Source organism: Phenylobacterium parvum (assembly GCF_003150835.1).
Classification (GTDB): Bacteria; Pseudomonadota; Alphaproteobacteria; order Caulobacterales; family Caulobacteraceae; genus Phenylobacterium; species Phenylobacterium parvum.
Map to the genome: position 1 here is coordinate 1,670,602 of NZ_CP029479.1, position 21,243 is coordinate 1,691,844.

General features: G+C 69.9%; 20 protein-coding genes. 11 read left to right on the forward strand and 9 right to left on the reverse strand.

The window, feature by feature from the left end:
* The first annotated feature begins 108 nt into the window (after positions 1-108).
* Positions 109-2,985, forward strand: coding sequence for a M16 family metallopeptidase (locus tag HYN04_RS08005; RefSeq protein ID WP_110450277.1), 2,877 nt, complete (start codon positions 109-111; stop codon positions 2,983-2,985).
* A 28-nt stretch (positions 2,986-3,013) separates the two neighbouring features.
* Here the strand turns inward: HYN04_RS08005 and HYN04_RS08010 are convergent, their stop codons facing one another.
* On the reverse strand, positions 3,014-3,697 hold the full coding sequence (locus HYN04_RS08010) for an arylesterase (RefSeq protein ID WP_199285936.1): 684 nt from the start codon (positions 3,695-3,697) through the stop codon (positions 3,014-3,016).
* Positions 3,698-3,712: 15 nt separating this feature from the next.
* Between HYN04_RS08010 and HYN04_RS08015 the strand changes: the two genes are divergently transcribed.
* The 3 genes from HYN04_RS08015 to HYN04_RS08025 are packed head-to-tail and all read left to right on the forward strand — an operon-like array spanning position 3,713 to position 7,676.
* Complete coding sequence (locus HYN04_RS08015; protein ID WP_110450279.1) at positions 3,713-4,402, forward strand: ABC transporter ATP-binding protein; 690 nt, start codon at positions 3,713-3,715, stop codon at positions 4,400-4,402.
* Positions 4,399-6,936, forward strand: a complete 2,538-nt coding sequence (locus tag HYN04_RS08020; RefSeq protein WP_110450280.1) for an ABC transporter permease — start codon at positions 4,399-4,401, stop codon at positions 6,934-6,936. Before HYN04_RS08015 ends, HYN04_RS08020 begins: the two co-directional genes overlap by 4 nt.
* A gap of 29 nt (positions 6,937-6,965) precedes the next feature.
* Entirely contained in the window at positions 6,966-7,676 is a 711-nt protein-coding gene (locus HYN04_RS08025; protein ID WP_110450281.1) for a class I SAM-dependent methyltransferase, read from the forward strand.
* A gap of 10 nt (positions 7,677-7,686) precedes the next feature.
* Here the strand turns inward: HYN04_RS08025 and HYN04_RS08030 are convergent, their stop codons facing one another.
* Genes HYN04_RS08030 through HYN04_RS08040 form a run of 3 tightly spaced genes read right to left on the reverse strand, consistent with a single transcriptional unit; the run spans position 7,687 to position 9,270 of the window.
* Positions 7,687-8,376, reverse strand: a complete 690-nt coding sequence (locus HYN04_RS08030; protein ID WP_110450282.1) for an aquaporin — start codon at positions 8,374-8,376, stop codon at positions 7,687-7,689.
* Positions 8,373-8,891, reverse strand: coding sequence for an arsenate reductase ArsC (locus HYN04_RS08035; RefSeq protein WP_110450283.1), 519 nt, complete (start codon positions 8,889-8,891; stop codon positions 8,373-8,375). Before HYN04_RS08035 ends, HYN04_RS08030 begins: the two co-directional genes overlap by 4 nt.
* The gene (locus HYN04_RS08040; RefSeq protein WP_110450284.1) at positions 8,884-9,270 is read right to left on the reverse strand and encodes an ArsR/SmtB family transcription factor; all 387 of its coding nucleotides are present in this window, start codon (positions 9,268-9,270) and stop codon (positions 8,884-8,886) included. The genes HYN04_RS08035 and HYN04_RS08040 overlap by 8 nt, the downstream gene beginning before the upstream one ends.
* Before the next feature lie 89 nt (positions 9,271-9,359).
* On the opposite strand from HYN04_RS08040, the gene HYN04_RS08045 reads away from it, so the two are divergent.
* Complete coding sequence (locus tag HYN04_RS08045) at positions 9,360-10,343, forward strand: TauD/TfdA family dioxygenase (RefSeq protein WP_110450285.1); 984 nt, start codon at positions 9,360-9,362, stop codon at positions 10,341-10,343.
* On the opposite strand, the gene HYN04_RS08050 is transcribed toward HYN04_RS08045, so the two are convergent.
* Positions 10,340-11,050, reverse strand: a complete 711-nt coding sequence (locus HYN04_RS08050; RefSeq protein WP_162599595.1) for an ankyrin repeat domain-containing protein — start codon at positions 11,048-11,050, stop codon at positions 10,340-10,342. The genes HYN04_RS08045 and HYN04_RS08050 overlap by 4 nt on opposite strands.
* Before the next feature lie 262 nt (positions 11,051-11,312).
* Here HYN04_RS08050 and HYN04_RS08055 point away from each other — a divergent pair, with 262 nt between their 5' ends.
* Genes HYN04_RS08055 through HYN04_RS08070 form a run of 4 tightly spaced genes read left to right on the forward strand, consistent with a single transcriptional unit; the run spans position 11,313 to position 16,797 of the window.
* Positions 11,313-12,371 (forward strand): HlyD family secretion protein, encoded by a 1,059-nt coding sequence (locus tag HYN04_RS08055; RefSeq protein ID WP_110450287.1) that lies wholly within the window; start codon positions 11,313-11,315, stop codon positions 12,369-12,371.
* A 4-nt stretch (positions 12,372-12,375) separates the two neighbouring features.
* Positions 12,376-13,836, forward strand: a complete 1,461-nt coding sequence (locus tag HYN04_RS08060) for an efflux transporter outer membrane subunit (protein WP_110450288.1) — start codon at positions 12,376-12,378, stop codon at positions 13,834-13,836.
* Positions 13,829-15,370, forward strand: coding sequence for an MDR family MFS transporter (locus tag HYN04_RS08065; RefSeq protein WP_110450289.1), 1,542 nt, complete (start codon positions 13,829-13,831; stop codon positions 15,368-15,370). Before HYN04_RS08060 ends, HYN04_RS08065 begins: the two co-directional genes overlap by 8 nt.
* 59 nt (positions 15,371-15,429) lie before the next feature.
* Entirely contained in the window at positions 15,430-16,797 is a 1,368-nt protein-coding gene (locus tag HYN04_RS08070) for a spinster family MFS transporter (protein WP_110450290.1), read from the forward strand.
* 22 nt (positions 16,798-16,819) lie between these two features.
* Here HYN04_RS08070 and HYN04_RS08075 read toward each other — a convergent pair whose 3' ends face one another.
* Positions 16,820-17,644 carry an aminoglycoside phosphotransferase family protein gene (locus HYN04_RS08075; RefSeq protein ID WP_110450291.1) on the reverse strand — a complete coding sequence of 275 codons (825 nt, stop codon included), beginning with the start codon at positions 17,642-17,644 and terminating at the stop codon, positions 16,820-16,822.
* Positions 17,645-17,745: 101 nt separating this feature from the next.
* On the opposite strand from HYN04_RS08075, the gene HYN04_RS08080 reads away from it, so the two are divergent.
* Both HYN04_RS08080 and HYN04_RS08085 read left to right on the forward strand, forming a co-directional pair.
* Positions 17,746-17,940: a hypothetical protein gene (locus HYN04_RS08080; protein ID WP_110450292.1), complete on the forward strand. Its 195-nt coding sequence runs from the start codon at positions 17,746-17,748 to the stop codon at positions 17,938-17,940.
* A complete protein-coding gene (locus tag HYN04_RS08085) occupies positions 17,937-18,833 on the forward strand; it encodes a fatty acid desaturase (protein ID WP_110450293.1) in 897 nt (298 codons plus the stop codon). The genes HYN04_RS08080 and HYN04_RS08085 overlap by 4 nt, the downstream gene beginning before the upstream one ends.
* On the opposite strand, the gene HYN04_RS08090 is transcribed toward HYN04_RS08085, so the two are convergent.
* From HYN04_RS08090 to HYN04_RS08100, 3 genes are read right to left on the reverse strand one after another with little or no spacing between them, the layout of a single operon-like run.
* Positions 18,830-19,582, reverse strand: coding sequence for an acyl-CoA dehydrogenase family protein (locus tag HYN04_RS08090; RefSeq protein ID WP_110450294.1), 753 nt, complete (start codon positions 19,580-19,582; stop codon positions 18,830-18,832). The two genes, HYN04_RS08085 and HYN04_RS08090, sit on opposite strands and share 4 nt — an antisense overlap.
* Before the next feature lie 4 nt (positions 19,583-19,586).
* Complete coding sequence (locus tag HYN04_RS08095; protein WP_110450295.1) at positions 19,587-20,735, reverse strand: acyl-CoA dehydrogenase family protein; 1,149 nt, start codon at positions 20,733-20,735, stop codon at positions 19,587-19,589.
* A 14-nt stretch (positions 20,736-20,749) separates the two neighbouring features.
* Entirely contained in the window at positions 20,750-21,148 is a 399-nt protein-coding gene (locus HYN04_RS08100; protein ID WP_110450296.1) for a GFA family protein, read from the reverse strand.
* Between the last annotated feature and the right edge of the window lie 95 nt (positions 21,149-21,243).

Consider the following 21,243-nt stretch of genomic DNA (forward strand, 5'->3'; position numbering starts at 1 on the left):
GAGGTCCAGTGGTCTTCGGCGCCCGGGCCTTGCCTTGCCGGTCGATCCCATTAAGTCAGGCGCAAATCCTGACGCGGCGCCCGGGCGTCGCCCTACCCCGGAGTTCCCATGACCCTCGCCGGACGGCTCTTCTCGGGCGCGAGCCTCGCACTGCTCGTCGCCCTCTCCTCGCCCCAGGCCATCGCGGCTCCCGCCAAGGCGCCGGCGTCCCAGAACGCCGGCCAGCCCGCCACCGCCGCCGAGTTGGCCCGCCTGGTCGACATTCCCTATGAGCGCTTCACCCTGCCGAACGGCCTCCGGGTCCTCGTGCACACGGACCGGAAGGCTCCGGTGGTCGCGGTGTCCATCTGGTATGGCGTCGGGTCCAAGCATGAGCCGGCCGGCCGCACCGGCTTCGCCCACCTCTTCGAGCACCTGATGTTCAACGGCTCGGAGAACGCCCCCGGCGACTTCTTCAAGCCCCTGCAGGAGGTCGGCGCCACCGACTTCAACGGCACCACCTGGTTCGACCGGACCAACTATTTCCAGACCGTCCCCACCGGCGCCCTGGACCGCGCGCTCTTCCTGGAAAGCGACCGGATGGGCCACCTGCTCGGCGCCGTGACCCAGGAAAAGCTCGATAACCAGCGGGGCGTCGTCCAGAACGAGAAGCGGCAGGGCGACAACCAGCCCTTTGGCCTCGTGGACTACCTGATCAACCAGAACCTCTTCCCAGCCGGGCATGGCTATCGCCACAGCACCATCGGCTCGATGGCCGACCTGGATGCAGCGTCTCTGGACGACGTGAAGCGCTGGTTCACCGACAACTATGGCCCGAACAACGCCGTCCTGGTCCTGGCCGGCGACATCGATGCGCCCACGGCCCGGAAGCTGGTAGAGAAGTACTTTGGCGCCATTCCGCGCGGTCCCCGCGTCGCCCCGGTGTCCGACGGCCCGGTGACACTCAAGGCGCCGGTGAGCCTGGCGCACAAGGATCGGGTCGCGACCACCCGGATCTATCGCAGCTGGTCGACGCCGGGCCTCAACGACCTGTCGTCCGTCGCCCTGGAGGCCGGGGTCAGCGTCCTTGGCGGCCTGTCTTCGTCGCGCCTCGACAACGCCCTCGTGCGGGACGAGAAGATCGCGGTCTCGGTGACGGCCGACTATGGCGTCTTCCAGTCCGTGGGAGTCCTGACCCTCGCCGCCGACGTCCGCCCCGGCGTGTCTCCGGACCTCGTGGCCAAGCGGATGGACGAAGTCATTGCGGGCCTCGTCCGCTCTGGCCCGACGGCGGAGGAACTGGACCGCGCACGCCGGGTCGAGATCGCTGGCAAGATCCGCCAGACCGAGGCCGTCGGCGGCTTCGGCGGCAAGGCGGTGACCCTCGCCGAGGGTGAGCTCTACGCCGACGACGCGGCCCTGTACCGCAAGCGCCTGGACGCCTGGGCGGCCCTGACGCCGGGCGCCGTGCAGTCGGCCCTGCAGGCCTGGCTGAGCCGCCCGGTCCTGGCCCTCCGCGTCGATCCGGGCGAGCGTGACCTGGACGGCGGCACGCTGGGCGGCGACACGGCCGCCAAGGGCGCGGTGATCGACCGGACCGGCGTGGCCCAGGCCGCCGGTACGCCCCGCGCCGATCCTGTCATGCCGGGGGCCGGCAAGGTCCCGGCCCTGGACTTCCCGGACGTAGAGCGCGCCACCCTGTCCAACGGCATGCCCGTGGTCTACGCCCGACGCGCGAGCGAGCCGCGCACCCTGGTGGCGGCGACCTTTGACGCTGGCACAGCCGCGGATGGCGTGCGTGACTTCGGCGCCCAGTCCATGATGCTGCGAGCCCTGACCGAGGGCGCTGGCGGGCTGTCCAGCCGTGAGATCGCCGAGCGCAGCGAACTGTTGGGCGCCAGCGTCGGCGGCATGGCGGGACCCGACCGCTCCAACGTGGTCCTCGACGCCCTGACCCCCAACCTCGCCCCTTCCCTTGCCCTCTTCGCGGACGTCCTGCGACGGCCGACCTTTGAGCCGGCGGTCGTCGATCGCCTGCGCGGCCAGCAACTCGCGCGGATCTCGGCTGAGGCGAACAACCCCTCCGCCATCGCGGCGGCGGAACTGTCGAAGCGGCTCTACGGCGGCGCTCATCCCTACAGCGTCCGCGCCGGTGGGGCCGGCGACGCCGCCGTGGTGGGCCGGCTGTCCCCGGCGGACCTCAAGGCCCAGCACGACCGCTGGATCCGGCCCGACAATGGCCGCCTGATCATCGTCTCCGACCGCCCCCTGGCCGAGATCCTGCCCAAGCTGAACGCCGCCCTGGGCGACTGGAAGCCGGAGCCGGGCGCGACGCGGGGCGCCAAGGCCTTCCCGGCGCCGCCTGCGCCGGCGGGCAACCGGATCGTGCTGGTCGACCGGCCGAAGTCGCCCCAGTCGGTGATCGCGGCCGGACAGGTCCTCGACGCCCGGGGCGGCGACGACCTCCTCGCCCTGCAGGCTGGCAACGAGATCCTCGGCGGCGGCTTCCTCTCGCGCCTGAACATGAACCTGCGCGAAACCAAGGGGTGGTCCTACGGCGTCCGCTCGGGAATTCCCGAGACGGTCGAGCGGGTCGCCTTCCGCGTCACCGCCCCGGTCCAGGCGGACCGCACGGCGGATTCGGTGACGGAAATCCTGAAGGAAACCCGGGACTTCACCACCACCCGCGGCGCTTCCGCCGAAGAGCGGCAACTGACCGTCGACGGGGCCACGCGGGAACTGCCCGGCCAGTTCGAGCGAAGCGCCTCCGTGCTGAACGGCCTGTCGACCCTGACCGAGTTCAAGCGTTCGGACGACTGGTACGAGCGCCTGCCCGAGCGGTACGGGGCGATGACGGCGGCGGACATGGATGCGGCGGTGCGCAAGGCCGTCGATCCCTCGCGCCTGACCTTCGTAGTGGTGGGCGACGCCGCCGTGGTGAAGCCGCAGCTGGACAAGCTCGGCCTGCCGGTCGAAGTGATCGCCGCCCCGCCGGCGGCAAAGTAGGCCGGGGGGGCGGGTCCCGGCCCGCCCCTCAGCCCTTCGGGAGGTCCCCGGCGACGGCCGGGGCCAGCCGACGGGCGATATCCTCCACCCCCTGGGCGTTGGGGTGCATGCCATCGGGCAGGAGCTTGCCCGGCTGGCCCGCGACCCCCTCGAGGAAGAAGGGATAGAGCCGCGCCCCGCTGGCGCGGGAGAGGTCGCCGTATATGGGATTGAAGGCCCGGGCGTAGTCCTCGCCCAGGTTAGGCGCCGCCATCATGGTGGTCAGGGCGGCCGGGATCCCGCGTCGTTTCAGCTCCTCCAGCATGGCCTGCAGGTTGGCCCGGGTCTGGGCAGGGCTGAGGCCCCTCAGCATGTCGTTGGCGCCCAGTCCGATGATGACCAGGTCCGGCTTGCGCGGCAGGCCGTCGAGGGTGAATCCCAGGCGCGCCAGTCCGGCGGCGGTGGTGTCTCCCGAGACGCCGGCGTTGATCACCCGGGCCTTCACACCCTGGGCTTCGAGGGCCCGCTCAAGCGCCGGGGCGAAGCCCTGGGAGGGCTCCAGCCCGTAGCCGGCGAACAGGCTGTCGCCAAAAGCAACGATGATCGGACCCGTGAAGGCCGCCTCCGCGGCGGAGCCGGCCTGTGTCTGCGGCGCCTCGGCGGCGGGTGAACAGGCCAGGACGAACTGGCAAAGCCCCGCCATAACCACATATAGCCATGATCCTGACCGCACCGGACACCTCCACGCATGACCGCCCACGCCGCCGACACCGACCTGATGATCCGCGCGCGGGGAGTGACACTTTCGCTTGGAAGCACCGACATCCTCAAGGGCGTTGACCTCGATGCGCCTCACGGCCAGAGCCTGGCCGTCCTGGGACCCTCTGGTTCCGGCAAGTCGTCGCTGATGGCCGTCCTGTCCGGACTGGAGCGCGCCACCGCCGGAGAGGTCCGGATCGACGGCCAGGACTTCGGCCCCCTGGACGAGGATTCCCTGGCCCGGGCCCGGCGCGGACGGATCGGAATCATCCTGCAGGCCTTCCACCTGCTTCCGACCATGACCGCCCTGGAGAATGTCGCCACGCCGATGGAACTCTGCGGCGCCGCCGACGCCCGCGAGCGGGCCATAGAAGAGCTTGCCGCTGTCGGCCTTGCCGACCGCCTCAGCCACTATCCGACCCAGCTTTCCGGCGGTGAGCAGCAGAGGGTGGCCATCGCCCGGGCCATGGCGCCCCGCCCCGGCCTCATCTTCGCCGACGAGCCCACCGGCAACCTGGACGGCGCCACCTCGCGGCGTGTGGCCGACCTCCTGTTCGAGCGCCGGGCCGCCGCCGGCGCCACCCTGGTCATGATCACCCACGACCCGGCGCTCGCCGCCCGCTGCGACCGGATCGTCGAGATGGCCGACGGGCGGATCGTCTCCGACAGGCTCGCATGACCCCCGCGCCCGTCCCCGCAGCCGTCCCCGCAGCCGTCCTCTGGCGCATTGCGCGCCGCGACCTTTCTGCCTCCTTCCGGGGGCTCAGGCTCCTGTTCCTGTGCCTCTTCCTGGGGGTAGCCGCCCTGGCCGCCATCGGCAGCCTGACCGCCGCCATCACCGGCGAACTGACCAAGCGCGGCCGGGAGCTCCTGGGCGGGGACATCGAGGTCGCCCTGACCCAGAGGTACGCCACCGCCGCCGAGAAGGAGATCATGGCCGGCCTTGGGCGGGTCAGCGAGACCGTCCGGCTGCGGGCCATGGCGCGGGGCGGCTCCGGCCCGCCCATGCTGGCCGAACTGAAAGGCGTGGACGGCGTCTATCCCCTTTACGGCGAACTGACGGTCCGGACAGCTGCTGGCGTGCGCGCCGCGCCCCGGCCGGGACCCGGCGAGGTCCTGGTTGAACGGGGCCTGGCCGAACGCCTGGGCGTCGGCCCCGGGGATGTCGTCGGCTTCGGTCGGGCGGAGTTCCGGGTCGCCAGCGTCCTGGACACCGAGCCCGACCGGGTCGGCGAGGGATTCAGCCTGGGCCCCGCCGCCCTGATCCGGATCGAGGACATTCCCGCCACGGACCTGATCCAGCCGGGCAGCCTTTACCAGGCTAAGTACCGGGTGAGGTTGCCCGAAGGACAACCGCGCTCCGACCGACTGGCGGAGTCCCTCAAGCGCGAACACGGCGAGGCCGGCTGGCAGGTGCGCGACCACAGCCGCGCAGCGCCTGGGGCCAGCCGCTTCTTCGAGCGCATGGGCCAGTTCCTGGGACTGATCGGCCTGGCCGCCCTGGTCATCGCCGGGATCGGCGTCAGCAATGGCGTCTCCGGCTACCTGACCGCCCGCCGGGGCTCCATCGCCACCCTCAAGGTGCTCGGGGCCTCGGGCAGGGACATTGCGGGGATCTACCTTCTGCAGATCGGGGTGGTGGCCGGGGCCGCCATCCTCACCGGCCTGGCCGCCGGGGCCGCGGCGCCCCCTGTCCTCCTGTCGCTGATCGGCGACCGCCTGCCCGTGCGGCCGGAATTCTCACTGCACCTGGCGCCCCTGCTCCTGGCCGCCGCCCAGGGCCTGCTGATCGCCTTCATCTTCACCTGGCTGCCCCTCGCCCGGGCGGGGGCGACCCCACCCGCCGCCATCTGGCGGGCGGCGCTGGAGCCACCGGGTCGGCCCGCGCGGCGGGACCTCTATGTGGTGGGCGGAGCGGCCGCCCTTTCGGTGGTCCTTGCGCTTGCAACCGCCGACAGGCCGCTGTTCTCGGCCGGGGTGCTGGCCGCAGCCGGCGGCGCCCTCCTGTTCCTGCTGGCGGTCGGCGTCGGCGTGCAGGCGATGGCCCGACGACTGCCGCGCCCGGCCTCGCCCCTGCTGCGACTGGCCTTGTCCAACCTGCACCGGCCCGGCGCACAAACCCCTGCCATGGTGATCGCCATGGGCCTGTCCCTGACCCTCTTCGTCCTGATCGCCGCCATCCAGACCAGCCTGGACGCCGAGATCGCCAGGTCCGTCCCGGCCCGGGCCCCGGCCCAGTTCGTACTGGACGTGCCCTCTGCCGGCGCCGACACCTTTCGCAAGGCCGTAACGGACGCCGCGCCCGGGGCCGAGGTCGACCTCGTTCCCGCCCTGCGGGGCATGATCACGGCCTATGGGGACCAGAAGGTCCGCGATCTCAAGGAGATCCCACGCGAGGCGTGGGTGCTGCGCGGCGAACGCGGCGTCACCTACGCGGCGGATCTGCCCGCAGGCAGCCGCATCATGGCCGGGGAGTGGTGGCCGAAGGACTATGCGGGTCCTCCCCTCGTCTCCCTGGATGACGAGATCGCCGCGGACCTTGGCCTCGGTGTGGGCGATACGCTCACGGTCAGTGTGCTTGGGCGGGAAATCCCCGCGCGCATCGCCTCCCTGAGACGGATTGACTGGGACACCATGGGCTTCAACTACCTGATGGTCTTCCCGCCCAGCACCCTGGCCGGAGCGCCCCACACCCTGGCGGGCGCCCTCAGCCTGCCGCCCGAGCGCGAGACCGCCTCGGCCCGGGCCATCCTCGCCGCCTTCCCCGGTGTTTCAGTGATCTCGGTCCGTGAAGTCCTGGGGCAGGCCAGGACCCTGCTGGACCAGATGGCCCTGGCGGTCCTGGCGGCGGCCTCGGTGACCCTCCTGGCCGGCATGGCGGTGCTGACCGGCGCAGTCGCGGCCGCGCGCCAGTCGCGGACCTACGACGCCGTGGTGCTGAAGACGCTGGGCGCCACGCGCGGCCAGTTGCTCGGCGTCCAGGCCCTAGAGTACGCCGTGCTGGGTCTCTTGCTGGCGGCTGTCTCCCTGGCGGTGGGGCTGGGCGGCGCCTGGTGGATCATCGTCCAGGTCTTCGAGTTCACCTGGGCGCCAGACTGGGGGCGTGTCCTGGCGACCCTGGGCGCAGGCCTTGGGGTCACCCTCGTACTGAGCCTCGCTGGCGCCCTGCCCATCCTGTCGGCCCGCCCGGCGACGGCCCTGCGGACCGTCTAGGTCGATCTTCCCGGTAAAGGGGTGCAGAGATGAGCGACTTCTACGCCCGGGACCTGGCCGAGATACATGCCGAGGGGTTCGGCGCCCTCGGCGCAGCGGCGGCCCAGGTCGTCCATGAGGCCCTCGGGGACCGGATCAACGGCGCCCGGGTCGTCGACATCGGATGCGGCGCCGGGGCGCTTTCCGCGCCGCTCTCCGAAGCCGGCGCGGAAGTCTGGGGCCTCGACCTGTCGCCAGACCTCCTGGACATCGCCCGCCGCCAGGCGCCGGGCGCCGTCTTCCGGCAGGGCTCCCTGCATGAGGTGGACCTACCCCAGGCGGATGTCGTCTGCGCCATCGGCGAGGTGGTGAACTACCTGGCAGACCCGAGGGCGGGCGAGACGGGGTTGGCGGACTTCCTGCACCGGGCGTCCGGAGCCCTGCCCCAGGGGGGACTCCTCCTGTTCGACGCCGCCGCCCCCGGCCGGGGCGCCAGCCGCAGCTTCACCGAGGGCCCGGGCTGGGCAGTGGGCGCCGTCAGCGAGGAAGCCGGAGGGATCCTGACCCGCAGGATCACCACCTTCCGCGAGACCGGAGGGACCTGGAGGCGCTCGCAGGAGCTCCACCGCCTGGCCCTGCTGGCCCCCGACCGGGTCCTGGCGGCTCTCGATGCAGCGGGCTTCAAGGCGGAGACCCTGCCGGGCTACGGCGCCCTAACCCTTCCCCCCGGCCTGCCCGCCTATCGGGCGACAAGGCTCTGAGCCCCCGTTATCAGCCGGACGGCCGCGACTCCGTCCGAGAGAACAGCCAATCGCTGACCTTGAGAGCGAGGACCGCTCCAAGTCCCTGGCCCGCCAGGAAGCCCGGGACTGAGATCGGAGCAATTCCAGCGAAGGTATCCGTCAGGCTCCGGGCAAGCGTTACGGCCGGATTTGCGAAGGACGTCGAAGCCGTGAAGCCATAGGCGGCGGTGATATAGAGGGCCACGAGGGCCGCCACACGGTCGGGGGCGAGGCGACCGGCCAGCCGGATCACCAGGATGAGACCGAAAGTCGCCACGGCCTCCGAGAAGGCCTGGCCGGCGCCTGAGCGGAGCTTGTCCGAGACCTGCAGCAGGGGCAGGTCGAACATGGCGTGCGCCAGGAGGACCCCGGCGAAGGCGCCAATGAACTGGACCGCGACCCGCAGGAAGCCCTCGCGCGCACCGAAGGCCCCGTCGCGAATCGCAGATGCGGTGGCCATGGGGTTGAACTGGGCGCCAGATATCGGCCCGAGCAGGGTGATCAGGACCGCAAGGCCCGCGCCCGTGGACAGGGTGTTGAGCATCAGGGCGACGGCCATGTTCCCGCCGGAAAGCTGCTCACCCATGATTCCGGAACCCACCACGATGGCGAGCAGGAGGGCCGTTCCCAGCCCCTCGGCGGCCAGGCGGCGATGAAGATCAAAGGCGGGCGCCGTCACGGCGACATGTCCCGGTTAGGGTCACGGCGACCGATCCGGTCCAAAACGGCCTTGGCGTCAGGCCCTTCCAGATCCTCCGGCGGCAGGGCGAGGAAGGCCTCGACCCGGTCCCTGAGGCGACGGGCCGCCTGGCCAAAAGCCTCCGCGACCTCCGCCTCTGAACCTGACACCGCCGCAGGGTCCGGCACCCCCCAGTGCGCAGTGACCGGATGGCCCGGCCAGACCGGGCAGACCTCGCCCGCAGCATTGTCGCAGACGGTGAAGATGAAATCGATCGGCGGCGCCCCGGGTGCGGCGAACTCGTCCCAGGACTTGGAGCGGAAGTCCGCTGGATCGAGGCCGAGGGCCCGCAGGACCGGAAAGGCGCCCGGATTGACCCGTCCGGTCGGGAAGGACCCCGCAGAGTGGGACCGGAACCGGTCGCCGCCAAGGCTCCGGAGGAGGCCCTCCGCCATGACTGAACGGGCGGAATTGCCTGTGCACAGGAAGAGGACGTTTCGGCGTGCGTCATTCATCGGCGCTTCTCGACAAAAGGGTTGAGTGCGCCGGCGCTGGGGCGCAGGCGGGGGAGAGGTCCGCGCAGATCTCCGGGCGTCCGTCGCAGCAGTCCTCCATCAGGTAGGACAGGAGCCCGCGCATGGCGGCGAAGTCAGCGGAGTAGATGATCGAGCGCCCCTCCCGGCGCGAACGGACAAGTCCCGCGCCCGCCAGGATGGCCAGGTTGGAGGACAAGGTGTTGGGAAGGCTGCCCGTCGCCCGAGCGATCTCTCCGGCGGCCAGGCCCCCGGGGCCCGTCCGGACGAGCCGCCGGAAGACCTCGAGCCGGCCAGGATGCGCCAGTGCGCTCAGGGCGGCGACGGCGGAGGCTGAATGCGTCGGGTCACGATCGGTCATCGGTCGATGATAAATCGATAATTCTCGAATTGTCGAATCTAAATCCAGACCCCAGTCTGGAAGTCAGGAAGACAGCGCAAGGACGGCCCATGCTGACGCCCTCCCCCCTGACCACCGCCGACGCCTGGCTCGGCCGCGACATGGCGCGGCGCGAGGACTGGAGGCGGGTCCTGACGGGGTCGGAGGTGCAGGAACTGGTGGCGGCGCGGGCGACGGCAAGGGTCCGGACCGTTGATCGGGCGGATTGGACCAAGGCGGACTTCCCCCTTCCCAGCCTGGCCGAAGAGGTCCGAGGCTGGCTTGAGGACCTCGACCAGGGCCGGGGTTTCCTGCTGCTGAGGGGGCTTCCGGTCGGGGAGCTGGGACACGAGGCGGCGGCCGACATTTACTGGGGACTTGGCCTGCACATGGGCCGGGCGATCTCGCAGAACACGGACGGGGACCTGCTGGGGCATGTCCGGGACACAGGCGCCGACCCGAACGCCTACGGGGTCCGGCTCTACAAGACCCGGGCCGAGCAGGACTTCCATACCGACGGCGCGGACATCATCGGCCTGCTCTGCCTGCAGGGGGCGAAGTCGGGTGGGGTGAGCCGCATCGCCTCCTCGGCCGCCATCTTCAATCGGTTGCTGGAAGAGCGGCCGGACCTCGTCCCCGCCTTGTTCAGCACATTTCCCTTCGACACCCAGGGCCAGCACAGGCCCGGGACGCCCGCCTGGTTCGTCCGTCCCCTCTGTCGCCTGGTCGAGGGCCGGCTGAACCTGTTCTTCATCCCCTGGTACATCGGCGAAAGCCAACGGCACGAGGACGCCCCGCGGCTGTCCGCAGAGCAGCAGGCTGTACTGAGCTTCATCGAGGCCACAGCCAACGATCCCGACCACTACCTGGACATGGACTTCCAGCCCGGAGACATCCAGCTGCTAAAGAACGCCTCCATCCTCCATAAGCGCACCGCCTACGAGGACTGGGACGACCCGGTGCGCAAGCGCCATCTCCTTCGCCTCTGGCTGGTGCAGGAGAGCTTCAGCGCCGGCGACGCCAGCCTGCGCGAGGGGGTGCAGGCCCCGGGCTAGGCGGCGGCCAGGCGCTCGGCCAGGCTTCGCAGGGCGGGATCCCGCTTGCGGGCCAGGAGGTCGATCGCGGTCCTGCCGTCCGGCCCCGGAATGTCACCACGGGCGCCGAAGCCAATGACTGTTGCGAGCGCCTCTGCAGGGCTCGACTTGCGGATCATCAGATGCAGGGCGGTCAGGCCGTCCCGGCCCCGGTGGTCCGGGTTGGCGCCAGCCTCAAGGAGCCTCTGGGCGCTGTCGAAGTGGCTTGTAGCGACCGCCCATAGGAAGGGTGTCGCGCCATCCTCCGAGGTGGTCTCGTCGACAGGTGCGCCGCAAGCGAGCAGGAGATCGATGGCGGCCAGGTCAGAGCGCCAGGCCGCCGCGTAGAGACAGAAGCCGGGATCGGCGCCGCGCTCCAGAAGGAAGCGCGCGAGGTCAAGGTTCCGCCCGCGGCTGACTGCATGCCAGAGCGGCGTGGCCCGCCAGGCGCCCTCGCAGAAGGCCGGCTCATCGAGGCCGAGGCCGAAATCGAGGAGGACCGACGCGGTGGCGATACCCGCCTCGGCGGGCCGTTCCGGCGGTCCAGGCTCCACCATGCAAGCGAGGTGAAGCCAGTTCCGACCCCGGGGATCGCGATGCCCGAGCAGGTCCGGCTGGGCCCGGAGGACCTCGCCCACGGCGGCGGTCTTCCAGGTCCGGACAAGATCGCGCAGGCGGCTGGGGGTCATCACGGGAGGGCTTCGACGGAGACGTCGGCACATGCTGCGCCCGACCCACCCGTTAGGCAAGAGATCGGGGAAGTCATTTCTGGACGGCTGAGTACACAACGGCTAAGTAATAGAAAAACCGTGGGAAAATCGCCTTCAACACGACATGGTCGCTTGCTCCCGCCCTGCATTGGGCGGAACATGTCCCTCAACAAGCGGACCCGGAGTCCCGCCCTAGTGGCGCCGCCACGGAACAGCACGATCAGACGGGGGAGGAAGGCGCGTGACCGACAAGGCGCCGGAAGGGCCAGCGGGCGGAGCCCGCAAGAGGGGCGGCGTCTCCCGACGCTGGATCGTGATGGCGGGCGGGCCCCTTGTCATCCTCGCCGCCCTGGCCTGGTACATCCTGACCCTGGGTCGCTTCCAGTCCACGGACAACGCCTTCGTGCAAGTGGCCAAGACGCCCGTCGCCCCCTCGATCAGCGGCAGGGTGATCGAAATCTACGTCCGCGAGAACCAGGCGGTGAAGAAGGGGCAGGTCCTTTTCCGCCTCGACGCCCGGGACGCCCAGGCCAACCTCTCGGCCGCCGAGGCCCAGCTTGCCGGCGCCGAGCAGATGGTGGCCCAGCAGCGCGCGGCCTTCGGTCGCGAGCAGGCCAATGTGGCGGCTGCCCAGGAAAACCTGAGACACGCCGAGGCCGAGGCCGCCCGGCAGGCGGGCCTTGCGGCGGCCGGGGCCGGTTCCGTCCAGCAGGCTGACCAGGCCCGCCACACCGCCCGCCTTGCGCGCGAGCAGTTGAGGGCGGCCAAACAATCCGAAGCCGCAGCCCTCGCCGCCCTTGGCGGTGATCCCCAGGCCGGCTCCAGGGCCGCCTCGGTCCTGCAGGCGCGCGCCCAACTGGAGCGCGCGCGCCTCAACACCTCCTACACTGAGGTCACGGCGCCCTCCGACGGCGTGGTGGCCCGGGTCGACCAGCTTCCGGCCGGCGCCTACCTCAACGCCTCCCAGCCGGCCTTCTGGCTGCTCTCTGGCCGCCCCTGGGTGGAGGCCAACTTCAAGGAAAGCCAGGTGGCGCGGATGCGTGTTGGCCAGCCGGTGGAGATCGATATCGACGCCTATCCCAAGGGCCGTCTGAAAGGTCGCGTCGCCAGCTTCGCCCCCGGGACTGGCCAGGCCTTTTCCGCCCTACCCGCCCAGAACGCCACCGGCAACTGGGTGAAGGTCACCCAGAGGCTTCCGGTGCGCATCGAGTTCGACCAGCCCCCGCCCGACATGGCCGCCCGAGCGGGCCTGTCCGCCATGGTGAAGGTCGACGTACGGTCCGGCCGTGACGGGAACTAGGGCCATGCCGGACAGGCGTGACCCGCCGCGTCTTCAGCAGGGAGCCCTCGGGCTGGCCGCGGGCCTGCTGCTCCTGGGCGGCTGCGCCACCTCCACAGACACCTTTGTCGCCCCCCCTGGGACCCCGACCCCGACCGGCTACGCCATGGCCGGAGAACGCGCACCGCCACGGGTCGTCCTGGAGGCCGGCGCCCGCTCCAGGGACTGGTGGACAGCCTTTGGCTCGCCCAAGCTGGATGAGGTGATCCGCCTCGCCCTGGAGGGGTCCCCGGACCTCGCCGAGGCCCGCGCGACCCTGGACCGGCACACGGCCGAGGCGGAGGCCGCGCAGGCCCTGCTGAAGCCCCAGGTCGGCCTCAACGCCCGGGTCGAGCGCCAGCTCTTCAACAGCGAGGCCTTTGGCTTCAGCGGTTTCCCCAGCCGGACCTTCAACATCTTCAGCCTGGGCGGGCTGGTCAGCTACGACCCGGACCTCTTCGGTGTCGGGCGCGGGCGGGCCGCCGAGGCCGGCGCCATGGCCGAGGCGGCGCGTTGGGAGGCCGACGCCGCAGCCCTGGCCCTCTCCGCCAATGTCGCCATCGAAGCCGTCCGGATCGCCGGCCTGAACGCCCAGATCGAGTCCGCCGAAAGGGTGCTCGACGATGACCGCAAGCTGGTCGAACTCGCCCACAGGGCCGAGGCCCTGGGCGGCCTGTCGCGTTCCGGGCGGGTCGAGATCGAGGCCCAGCTGGCCGCTGACGAGGCGCTCATGCCGGACCTCTTCCGCCAGAAGGACCAGGCCCGGCGGCGCCTCGCCGTCCTGGCAGGGAGATCCCCCGCCGAGTGGACCCCGCCGGATTTTCTTCTTTCGGATCTCAAGCTGCCCGCCGCCCTGCCCGTCGCCCTACCCTCGGAGCTGGTGAAGAGCCGCCCGGACATCCAGGCCGCCGAGGCCGAGCTGCGCGCCGCCCGGTTCGCCGCCCGGGTGGAGCAGGCGGACTCCCTGCCCAAGTTCCGGATCTCGGGCGACTACGCCCAGACCTCGAATGCGCTGGAAGAGCTCTCGAGCTCGGACTCCAAGGGATGGAACCTGTCCGCCGGTCTGACCGCTCCGATCTACGACGGCGGCCTTGCCAAGGCCAACCGCAAGGCGGCCGAGGCGGACCTTCGGGAGGCCGAGGCGCGTTACCGCAAGACCGTGCTGGCCGCCTTCTCGCAGGTGGGCGGGCTGATGTCGTCCCTTGAGGCGGGCGAGACCGAGGTCGCCGCCTTCCGCCGGGCCGTGGACAGCGCCCAGCAGGACGCCGACATCACCCTCGCCGGAGTACGGCTGGGCGGCACGCCCCTCCTCAGGGCGATCGATGCCCGACGGCAGCTCAGCCTTGCGCGGCGGAGCCTGGCTGCAGCGGAAGCGCGCCGCCTGTCCGACATGATCGGGCTGTTTGCAGCCGCGGGCTCGGACTGGCGGTCGGCGACCGATGACTGACGCGCCCGACTTCCTCGAAAAGGACAAGGCGAACCGAATCCCCATCACCGGCGCCCTGATGCTGGCGACGCTGATGCATACGCTCGACAGCACGATCGCGAACGTGGCCCTGCCCAACATGCAAGGCAGCATCTCGGCCTCGCCCGAGCAACTGACCTGGGTGCTGACCTCCTACATCCTGGCGACGGCGGTCATGACGCCGCTGTGCGGCTGGCTGGCGATGAAGTTTGGGCGCAAACGGATGATCGTCCTGTCGATCATCGGCTTCACTGCAGCCTCGATGCTTTGCGGCATCGCCACCTCCGTGCCCGAGATGGTGCTCTTCCGGAGCCTCCAGGGCCTCGCGGGGGCCTCGCTGATGCCGCTGTCCCAATCCGTCATGCTGGACACCTATCCGCCGGAACAGATCCCCCGGGTCATGAGCCTCTGGAGCTCGGCGGTGATCCTGGGGCCGATCCTCGGGCCAATCGTCGGCGGGTGGATCACCGAGCATCTCGATTGGCGGTGGGTCTTCTTCATCAACCTGCCGCTTGGGATCATCGCCGTGCTGGGGGTCTCCAGGTTCATGGCTGACGACCCAGGGGGGCGACAACGGCCATTTGATTTTATTGGGTTTTCCGCCCTCATTACCTTTGTCGTTGGCCTTCAGCTCCTACTGGACCGCGGGCCTGGCCAGGATTGGTGGGAGTCTCCCGAGATCTGGACATGGGCCGCCCTTTCCCTCGCCGGGTTCTGGGTCTTCATCACCCAGTCCGCAACGGCGCCCCACCCCTTCTTCCACCGGGACCTCGCGAAGGACGGAAACTTCGTGGGCACGACCGTCTTCAGCTTCTTCGTGGGCGTGCTCCTCTTTTCCACCACCGCCCTGCTGCCCGTGCTGATGCAGAACCTGATGGGATACTCGGCCATGCAGACGGGCACGGCCAGCGTCAGCCGAGGACTGGGATCGCTCATGTCCTTCCTGATGGTGCCGTTCCTGATCCAGCGGCTGGGGGCGAGGACAGTGCTCCTGGCGGGCACGGTGCTGAGCATCGTCTCACTGGGGGCCATGTCCAGGTTCGACCTCTCGATGACGGACGGCCCGATCATTGTCAGCGGCTTCCTGCAGGGAGCGGGAACGGGGTTGCTGTTCGCCCCCCTCAGCACACTCGCCTATGTCACCCTCAGTCCGGTCCACAGGGTGGAGGGGACAATCCTGTCGACCATGGCCCGCAGCATGGGCTCCGCCGTGGGCATTTCGATCGTCCAGGCCATGGTCCTGCGGAACAGCGCTCTGGCGCACAGTGAACTGGCCGCAAGAATGGACCCCAGCAGCCCCGTGCTGAACGACATCCTTCCTGTTCCTGGGGCCCTGACCACCACGGCGGGGCTCACCCAGCTGAACGGGGAGGTCACCCGCCAGGCGATGATGATCGGTTATGTGGACGTCTTCAGCTGGATGACCCTGCTCACGCTGGCCATGCTCCCGCTGATCCTGATCCTCCGGCCTCCGCCCAAGGCGCCCATGGAAAAGATCACCCAAACTTCCGACTAGAAAAATGCGCGCCAGGCGTCATCTTGGACCAAACACCAAGGGGAGCCCAGGAAAGCCAAATGACCGAGACAGCGAGCCCGTCGACGGACCCCATTGTCCCGCCGGCGACGGCGACCGTTAGCCAGGCGCCCTACTCCGCCGCGTACACGCGCTACGCCATGCTCCTGCTGCTGGCGATCTACACGATCAACTTCCTCGATCGGTCCATCATCAACATCCTGGCTGAGCCCATCAAGAATGAGCTCAAGCTGGCGGACTGGCAGCTGGGGCTAATGAGCGGCCTTGCCTTCGCGCTGTTCTACACCATCCTGGGAATTCCGCTGGCCCAGCTCGCCGAAAGGCGAAACCGGCCCATGATCATTGGCGCCTCCGTAGCGGTCTGGTCCGGGTTCACGGCCCTTTCCGGAGCCACGACCAACTTCGTCCAGCTTGTCCTGTGCCGGATCGGCGTGGGAATCGGGGAGGCGGGATGCACGCCGCCAGCCCACTCCCTCATCGCAGACTATGTGCCCAAGGAGAAGCGGGCCTCGGCTCTGGCCTTCTACTCGATGGGCACGCCCCTGGGCGGCCTTCTCGGTCTGGTCATGGGGGGCCTGATCGCGGATGCGTACGGATGGCGGTTCGCCTTCCTCGTCGCCGGCGTCCCGGGGCTCCTGTTCGCCGCCCTCTGCTTCTTCACCCTCCGTGAGCCGCGCAAGATTCTCGCTGAACACAGCGCCCGGATCACCTCGGCCCAGGCCACCTTCCGCGAAACCCTGTCCTACCTGATGAAGAAGAAGACCTTCTGGCTGATCGCCCTCGGCGCGGCCATCAAGGCCTTCATCGGTTACGGCCACGCGCCCTTCACCGCCTCCTTCTTCCTGCGGGTTCACAGCGAGGAGATCGCCCGGCTGGCCTCGATGTTCGAGCTCAAGTCGGTTGGTTTCATGGGCCTGGCCCTGGGCCTCATGGGCGGAACGGCGGGGATGATCTCCGCCTGGCTCGGGGGGCAGATCGCTGATCGCTTCGCCAAGACCGACCTGCGGGGCTATGTCGTCGTGCCCGCCATCGCTTCCCTGCTGGCGGTTCCGATCTACATCATCGCCGTCAGCGTCCCCTCGGCCTCGGTCGCGCTCTGGATCCTGGTGATCAACGGCCTGCTGGGTTCGCTCTGGTATGGCCCTGTCTACGCCATCGGCCAGTCCATCGTGCCGCCGCACATGCGGGCCACCACCTCGGCCATCCTGCTGTTCGTGATCAACCTGATCGGCCTGGGCCTCGGCCCGACGGTCGTGGGGATCATCTCCGACATCATGGCCAACGGCGTGGGCCTCGGCTCGGCCCAGGGCGTGCGCTGGGCCCTGATGATCTCTACCTGCTTCGGCGTGCTGGCCTTCCTGCTCTTCTGGATGGCACGGAAGACCATCCGGGAAGAGATGGAGTCCTGAGGCTGGGCGCACTGGCGGGGGCTCAGGTCCCCGCCAGGGTCCCGTCGTCCGCCAGGGCGACAGCGACCGCCATCATGGCCTCGCCCGTCGGTTGGCCATGGAACCAGCCCGCATACTGGGCCGCCACGCAGAAGGCCCAGGCCATGAGCCTGGCCTCGGTCAGCCCCGCCATTCCCGCTACGACGCTGATGCGCGCCCGGACCCGATCCGGCGCGGCGATCTCCCCCGGCATCTCCGACGGAAAGAGCATGACGGCGTAGTCGCACGCCGGATCGCCCACCAATCCCTTCGGATCGATGGCCAGCCATCCCCTGCCGCGGCCGCCGTCCAGGAGGTTGCCATGATGAAGGTCGCCGTGAAGCGGGACCTCGATAGCCGTTGTGGCGAGGAGTTGCTCCAGGACCCCTGCAGCCCGGGCGTAAACGCCAACCCCGCCGACGTAGGCGGCAGCCTCCGGGAGGATGGAAAACCAGGTCGCCAGTGGAATTGGCGCAACCGGAAAGGGGCCCGCCGCCGCCTGGAGGGTCGCAACGCCCCGAGTCAGGATCCGGTAGGCCTCCGCTTCCCCGGCCCCGGCGGCGATCCTTTCCAGGCTGAGCGGGCCTTCCGCACGTTCCAGAAGAACCGCATCAGCCTCACGCTCCAGGACCTCGACGGCGCCCTCGCCGGCATAGCCCGCCAGGAAGGCCGAGCCGTTGACTTCCTGATCGGCCATGCAGGCCTTCAGCATCAGCGGCCGACCATCGCGGCGGACGGGCAGGAGGCGGCTCCAGGTGCTGGAAAAGGGCTCACCATCAGGCGCCAGGCGCCAAGTCTCGAGCCAGGGACGGAAGTCGGCAAGGGACATGCCCCTTGCTGCCGTGTGCGTGGATCGCCCTCAAGACCAAACAAAAGTTGACGGGGGCGTCACTTTCACTTTCCATACCGCTGCATAAAAAAGGACACACCGTGGCGCGGCTCCTGACCCTGATCTTCCAGAACCTCCCCTTTCTGTTCGGCCTGGGGTTCCTGACCCCGCTGGTCACCCAGGTGCTCGAACGGACCACCCCTTCAGTTTCCGGCGCCGCCTGGCCGCTGGTCGCCGGACTGGTGATCGGCGGGGGTTGGGGCGCCATCGCCCAAAAGACCGGACGATGGGTATGACCGCTTACTCAGATTTCACGGTCGAGGCCCTCCAGGCCCTGCCCGACCGGGAGCTGAACCGACTGGAGGCCGAGGTGGCGGGCAGCTTCATGGGCGGCCTGCCCTGGGGCTCAGTCCTGTGGGGCCTGGGAAACCTGGCGGTCTGGCTGTCGCTCTGGCCCCTGACCCTGTCCGGCCTGATGCCCCTCTGGGTGGCCTTTCCCATCGCCACCCTGAACGTGGCCCTCTGCTACCTGCCCTCGCATGAGGCCCAGCACCGGATCATCGCCCGGGAGGGCGAGCCCCTGTTCTGGCTGAACGAGCTGGTGGGCCACCTGTCGCCCATTCCCATGCTGCTGCCCTATGGTGTCGCGCGCCTGACCCACTACGAGCACCACCTGCACGCCAACCATCCCGACCTGGACCCCGACATACACACCAAGGCGCCGAACGCCTGGCGACACCTCCTGAACACCATCGCCCACCGACAGCCGGGGTCGGCGACCGGCGGGAACTATGGCAAGGCGCTGGCGCGGATCGGCACGGACGAGGCCCAAAAGGCAGGGCTCGTCGCCGCCCTCTACACCCTGGCCTACCACGCCATCCTCTTCGGCCTGGCCTGGTCGGGGTTCGCCATTGAGGCCGCCCTGATCTGGTGGCTGCCCCGCATCCTGGGGACGACCTACATCCAGTTCTTCCTGAGCTGGGCGCCGCACCATCCGGCGCACGAGATGGGCCGCTACCGCGACACCCGCGCCTTCCGCAGCCGGGTCGGCAACCTGATGTCTTCCGGGATGCAGTTCCACATCCTGCACCACCTCTATCCCCGCATACCGTTGCTCAGGCACGCCAGGGCCTACGAGGCTCTGAGACCCTTCCTGGTGGTGCGGGGCTGCCGGCTGGACGGGCTCTAGAGGCTGCGGGCCAGGGTGGCGGCGTCCTCCCGCCGCGACAAGGCCCACTCGCCCAGGCGACGGGCCCACCAGGCCTCTCCCCCATGCGACAGGCGAAGGCGATGCAGGACGCCGGTATAGCGGTGCAGGGCGTGCTCGGCGCTGACCCCGATGGCCCCATGGACCGCGTGGGCGACGCCGGAACAGACGAGCGCGGCCTCCCCGCAGCGCAGCTTGGCGACCGCCGCGGCGGCCCCGGAAACCTCGAGCGGGGCGCCCATCAGGGCCGTCTCCGCCGCCATCCGCGCCGCCATCACCTCTTCGGCCATCACCGCGATCTGGTGCTGGATCGCCTGGAACTTGCTGATCTCGCGGCCGAACTGCCGGCGGGTCGAGGCGTGGTCCAGGGTCATGGCCTGGAGGGAGTCGATCAGCCCGGCCATCACGGCTGCGTCCGATGCGGCGCACAGGGCGCGGGCCGTCTCGGCCGGGACCCCACCCGCAGCCAGCACGGGAGCTGCATCCGCGCAATCCAGGGCCTCCGGGTCGATGAGGCGGGCCAGCAGGGTCTGGACGATCGCGGACGGCGCAGCCTTGCGCCCGGTCTCGAAGGCCAGGGGGAAGAGGCCGGAGAGGTCCAGCCCGGCCCCGCCGTCCGCCTCGGGCCGCAGGACATCCAGGAAGCCGGAGGCGGAAAGCTCCGGCCAGGGGTCGGCGCCCAGGCCGTCCAGGAGCTTGCGGAAGGAGTCGAGGAACAGGTCGTCGCTCATGGCCTCACCTCAGTCCAAGCCCGCGGGCGATGATGCCCCGCAGGATCTCGCGCGTACCGCCGCGCAGGGAGAACGTCGGGCTCATGCCCGCCAGATAGTCGAGCGTTGCCAGGAGCGGGGCCGGGACCGGCCCTTCCACCGAAGCCAGGTGATCGGTGATAAGGGCCGGAATCGACTGCTCGAAGCTGGCCCCCAGGTCCTTGACCATGGAGGCCTCCACCACAGGACTTTCGCCCCGGGCCAGCTGGCCGGTCACCGCCAGGGACATGTTCCGCAGGGTGGCGAGCCGCGCCAGCATCCGGCCCGCCAGCTCCGCCTCGGACTCTGTGGGCCCGCCCCGCGAGCGGATGAAGTCCATCCATTCGTCGACCAGGACAGTGGACGAGTAGAGTCGCTCGGGCCCGCTGCGCTCGAAGGCCAGCTCGGCGTTCACCTGGGACCAGCCCTGGCCCTCCTGGCCAATCAGGGCGTCCTCGGGCAGGTCGACGTCCTCGAAGAACACCTCCGAGAAATGCTCGTCCCCCGCCAAGTCGCGGATCGGCCGGGCGGTGACGCCAGGGGTCTTCAGGTCGATCAGCAGTTGGGAGAGGCCCGCCTGACGGTCATCCGGTCCGCCGCTGGTCCGCACCAGGGCGACCATGTAGTGGGCCTTGTGGCCGTAGGTGGTCCAGATCTTGGAGCCGTTCAGACGCCAACCGGTGGCGGTACGCTCGGCCCGGGTGCGGACGCTGGCGAGGTCGGAGCCGGAATTGGGCTCGCTCATGCCGATGCAGAAGAAGGCCTCGCCCCGGCAGATGCGCGGGACGATGTCACGGCGCTGGGCCTCGGTTCCGTAGCGCAGGAGGAGCGGGGCGCTCTGTCGCTCGGCGATCCAGTGGGCCGCCACGGGGGCGCCCGCCGCAAGAAGCTCCTCGATCAGCACGAACCGGGCGAAGGGGCTGCGGCCGCCGCCGCCGAACTCCACCGGCAGGGTCAGGCCCACCCAGCCGCGGGCGGCGAGGTCGCGGGAAAAATCAGCGTCGAAACCCATCCAGGTCCGCGCCCGCAGGGCGCCGGGGACCCCGGCGAGGCGCTCGGCCAGGAAGGCCCGGACCTCTGCGCGGAGGGCTTCGTCCTCCGGACCGATGGCGGCCGGAACGAGGGGAGCTAGCACGTCGGATCTCCGGGTCAGGCCGAGGGCGGATTGGTCTCGAAGCCGGGGGCGGCCAGCAGGGCCTTCGACCAGGACCGGGCGCTGCGGGTCCAGACCTGCAGGGCGGGCGTCACGTCCTCCTGGCTCTCCAGCGCTCCGACCTTGACCGCGACCATGCCGTTGCCAAGGCGCGAGGCCAGGGGAGAGCCGCACTTCGGGCAGAAGCAGCGCTCGACGGATCCGCCGCTCTCGCCCTGGTCGGCGAAGACGGCGTAGGCGCCGGTCAGCCGGAAGGCGGCGCCCGGGACGATCGCGTTGACCGAAAAGGCCGAGCCGCTGGTCTTCTGGCAGTGGGTGCAGTGGCAGGCGACGGTCACGACGGGGGCGGCGTCGCACTCGAAGGCGACTTCACCGCAGAGGCACTTTCCACGCATGGCGGGATCTCCGGGTCCGGGGCGCAGGACAGCGCCCGATCCGATGTTTGACAGACCCCCGGCAGGGCCGCCAGTAGGTGACCAAGCGGCAGGCT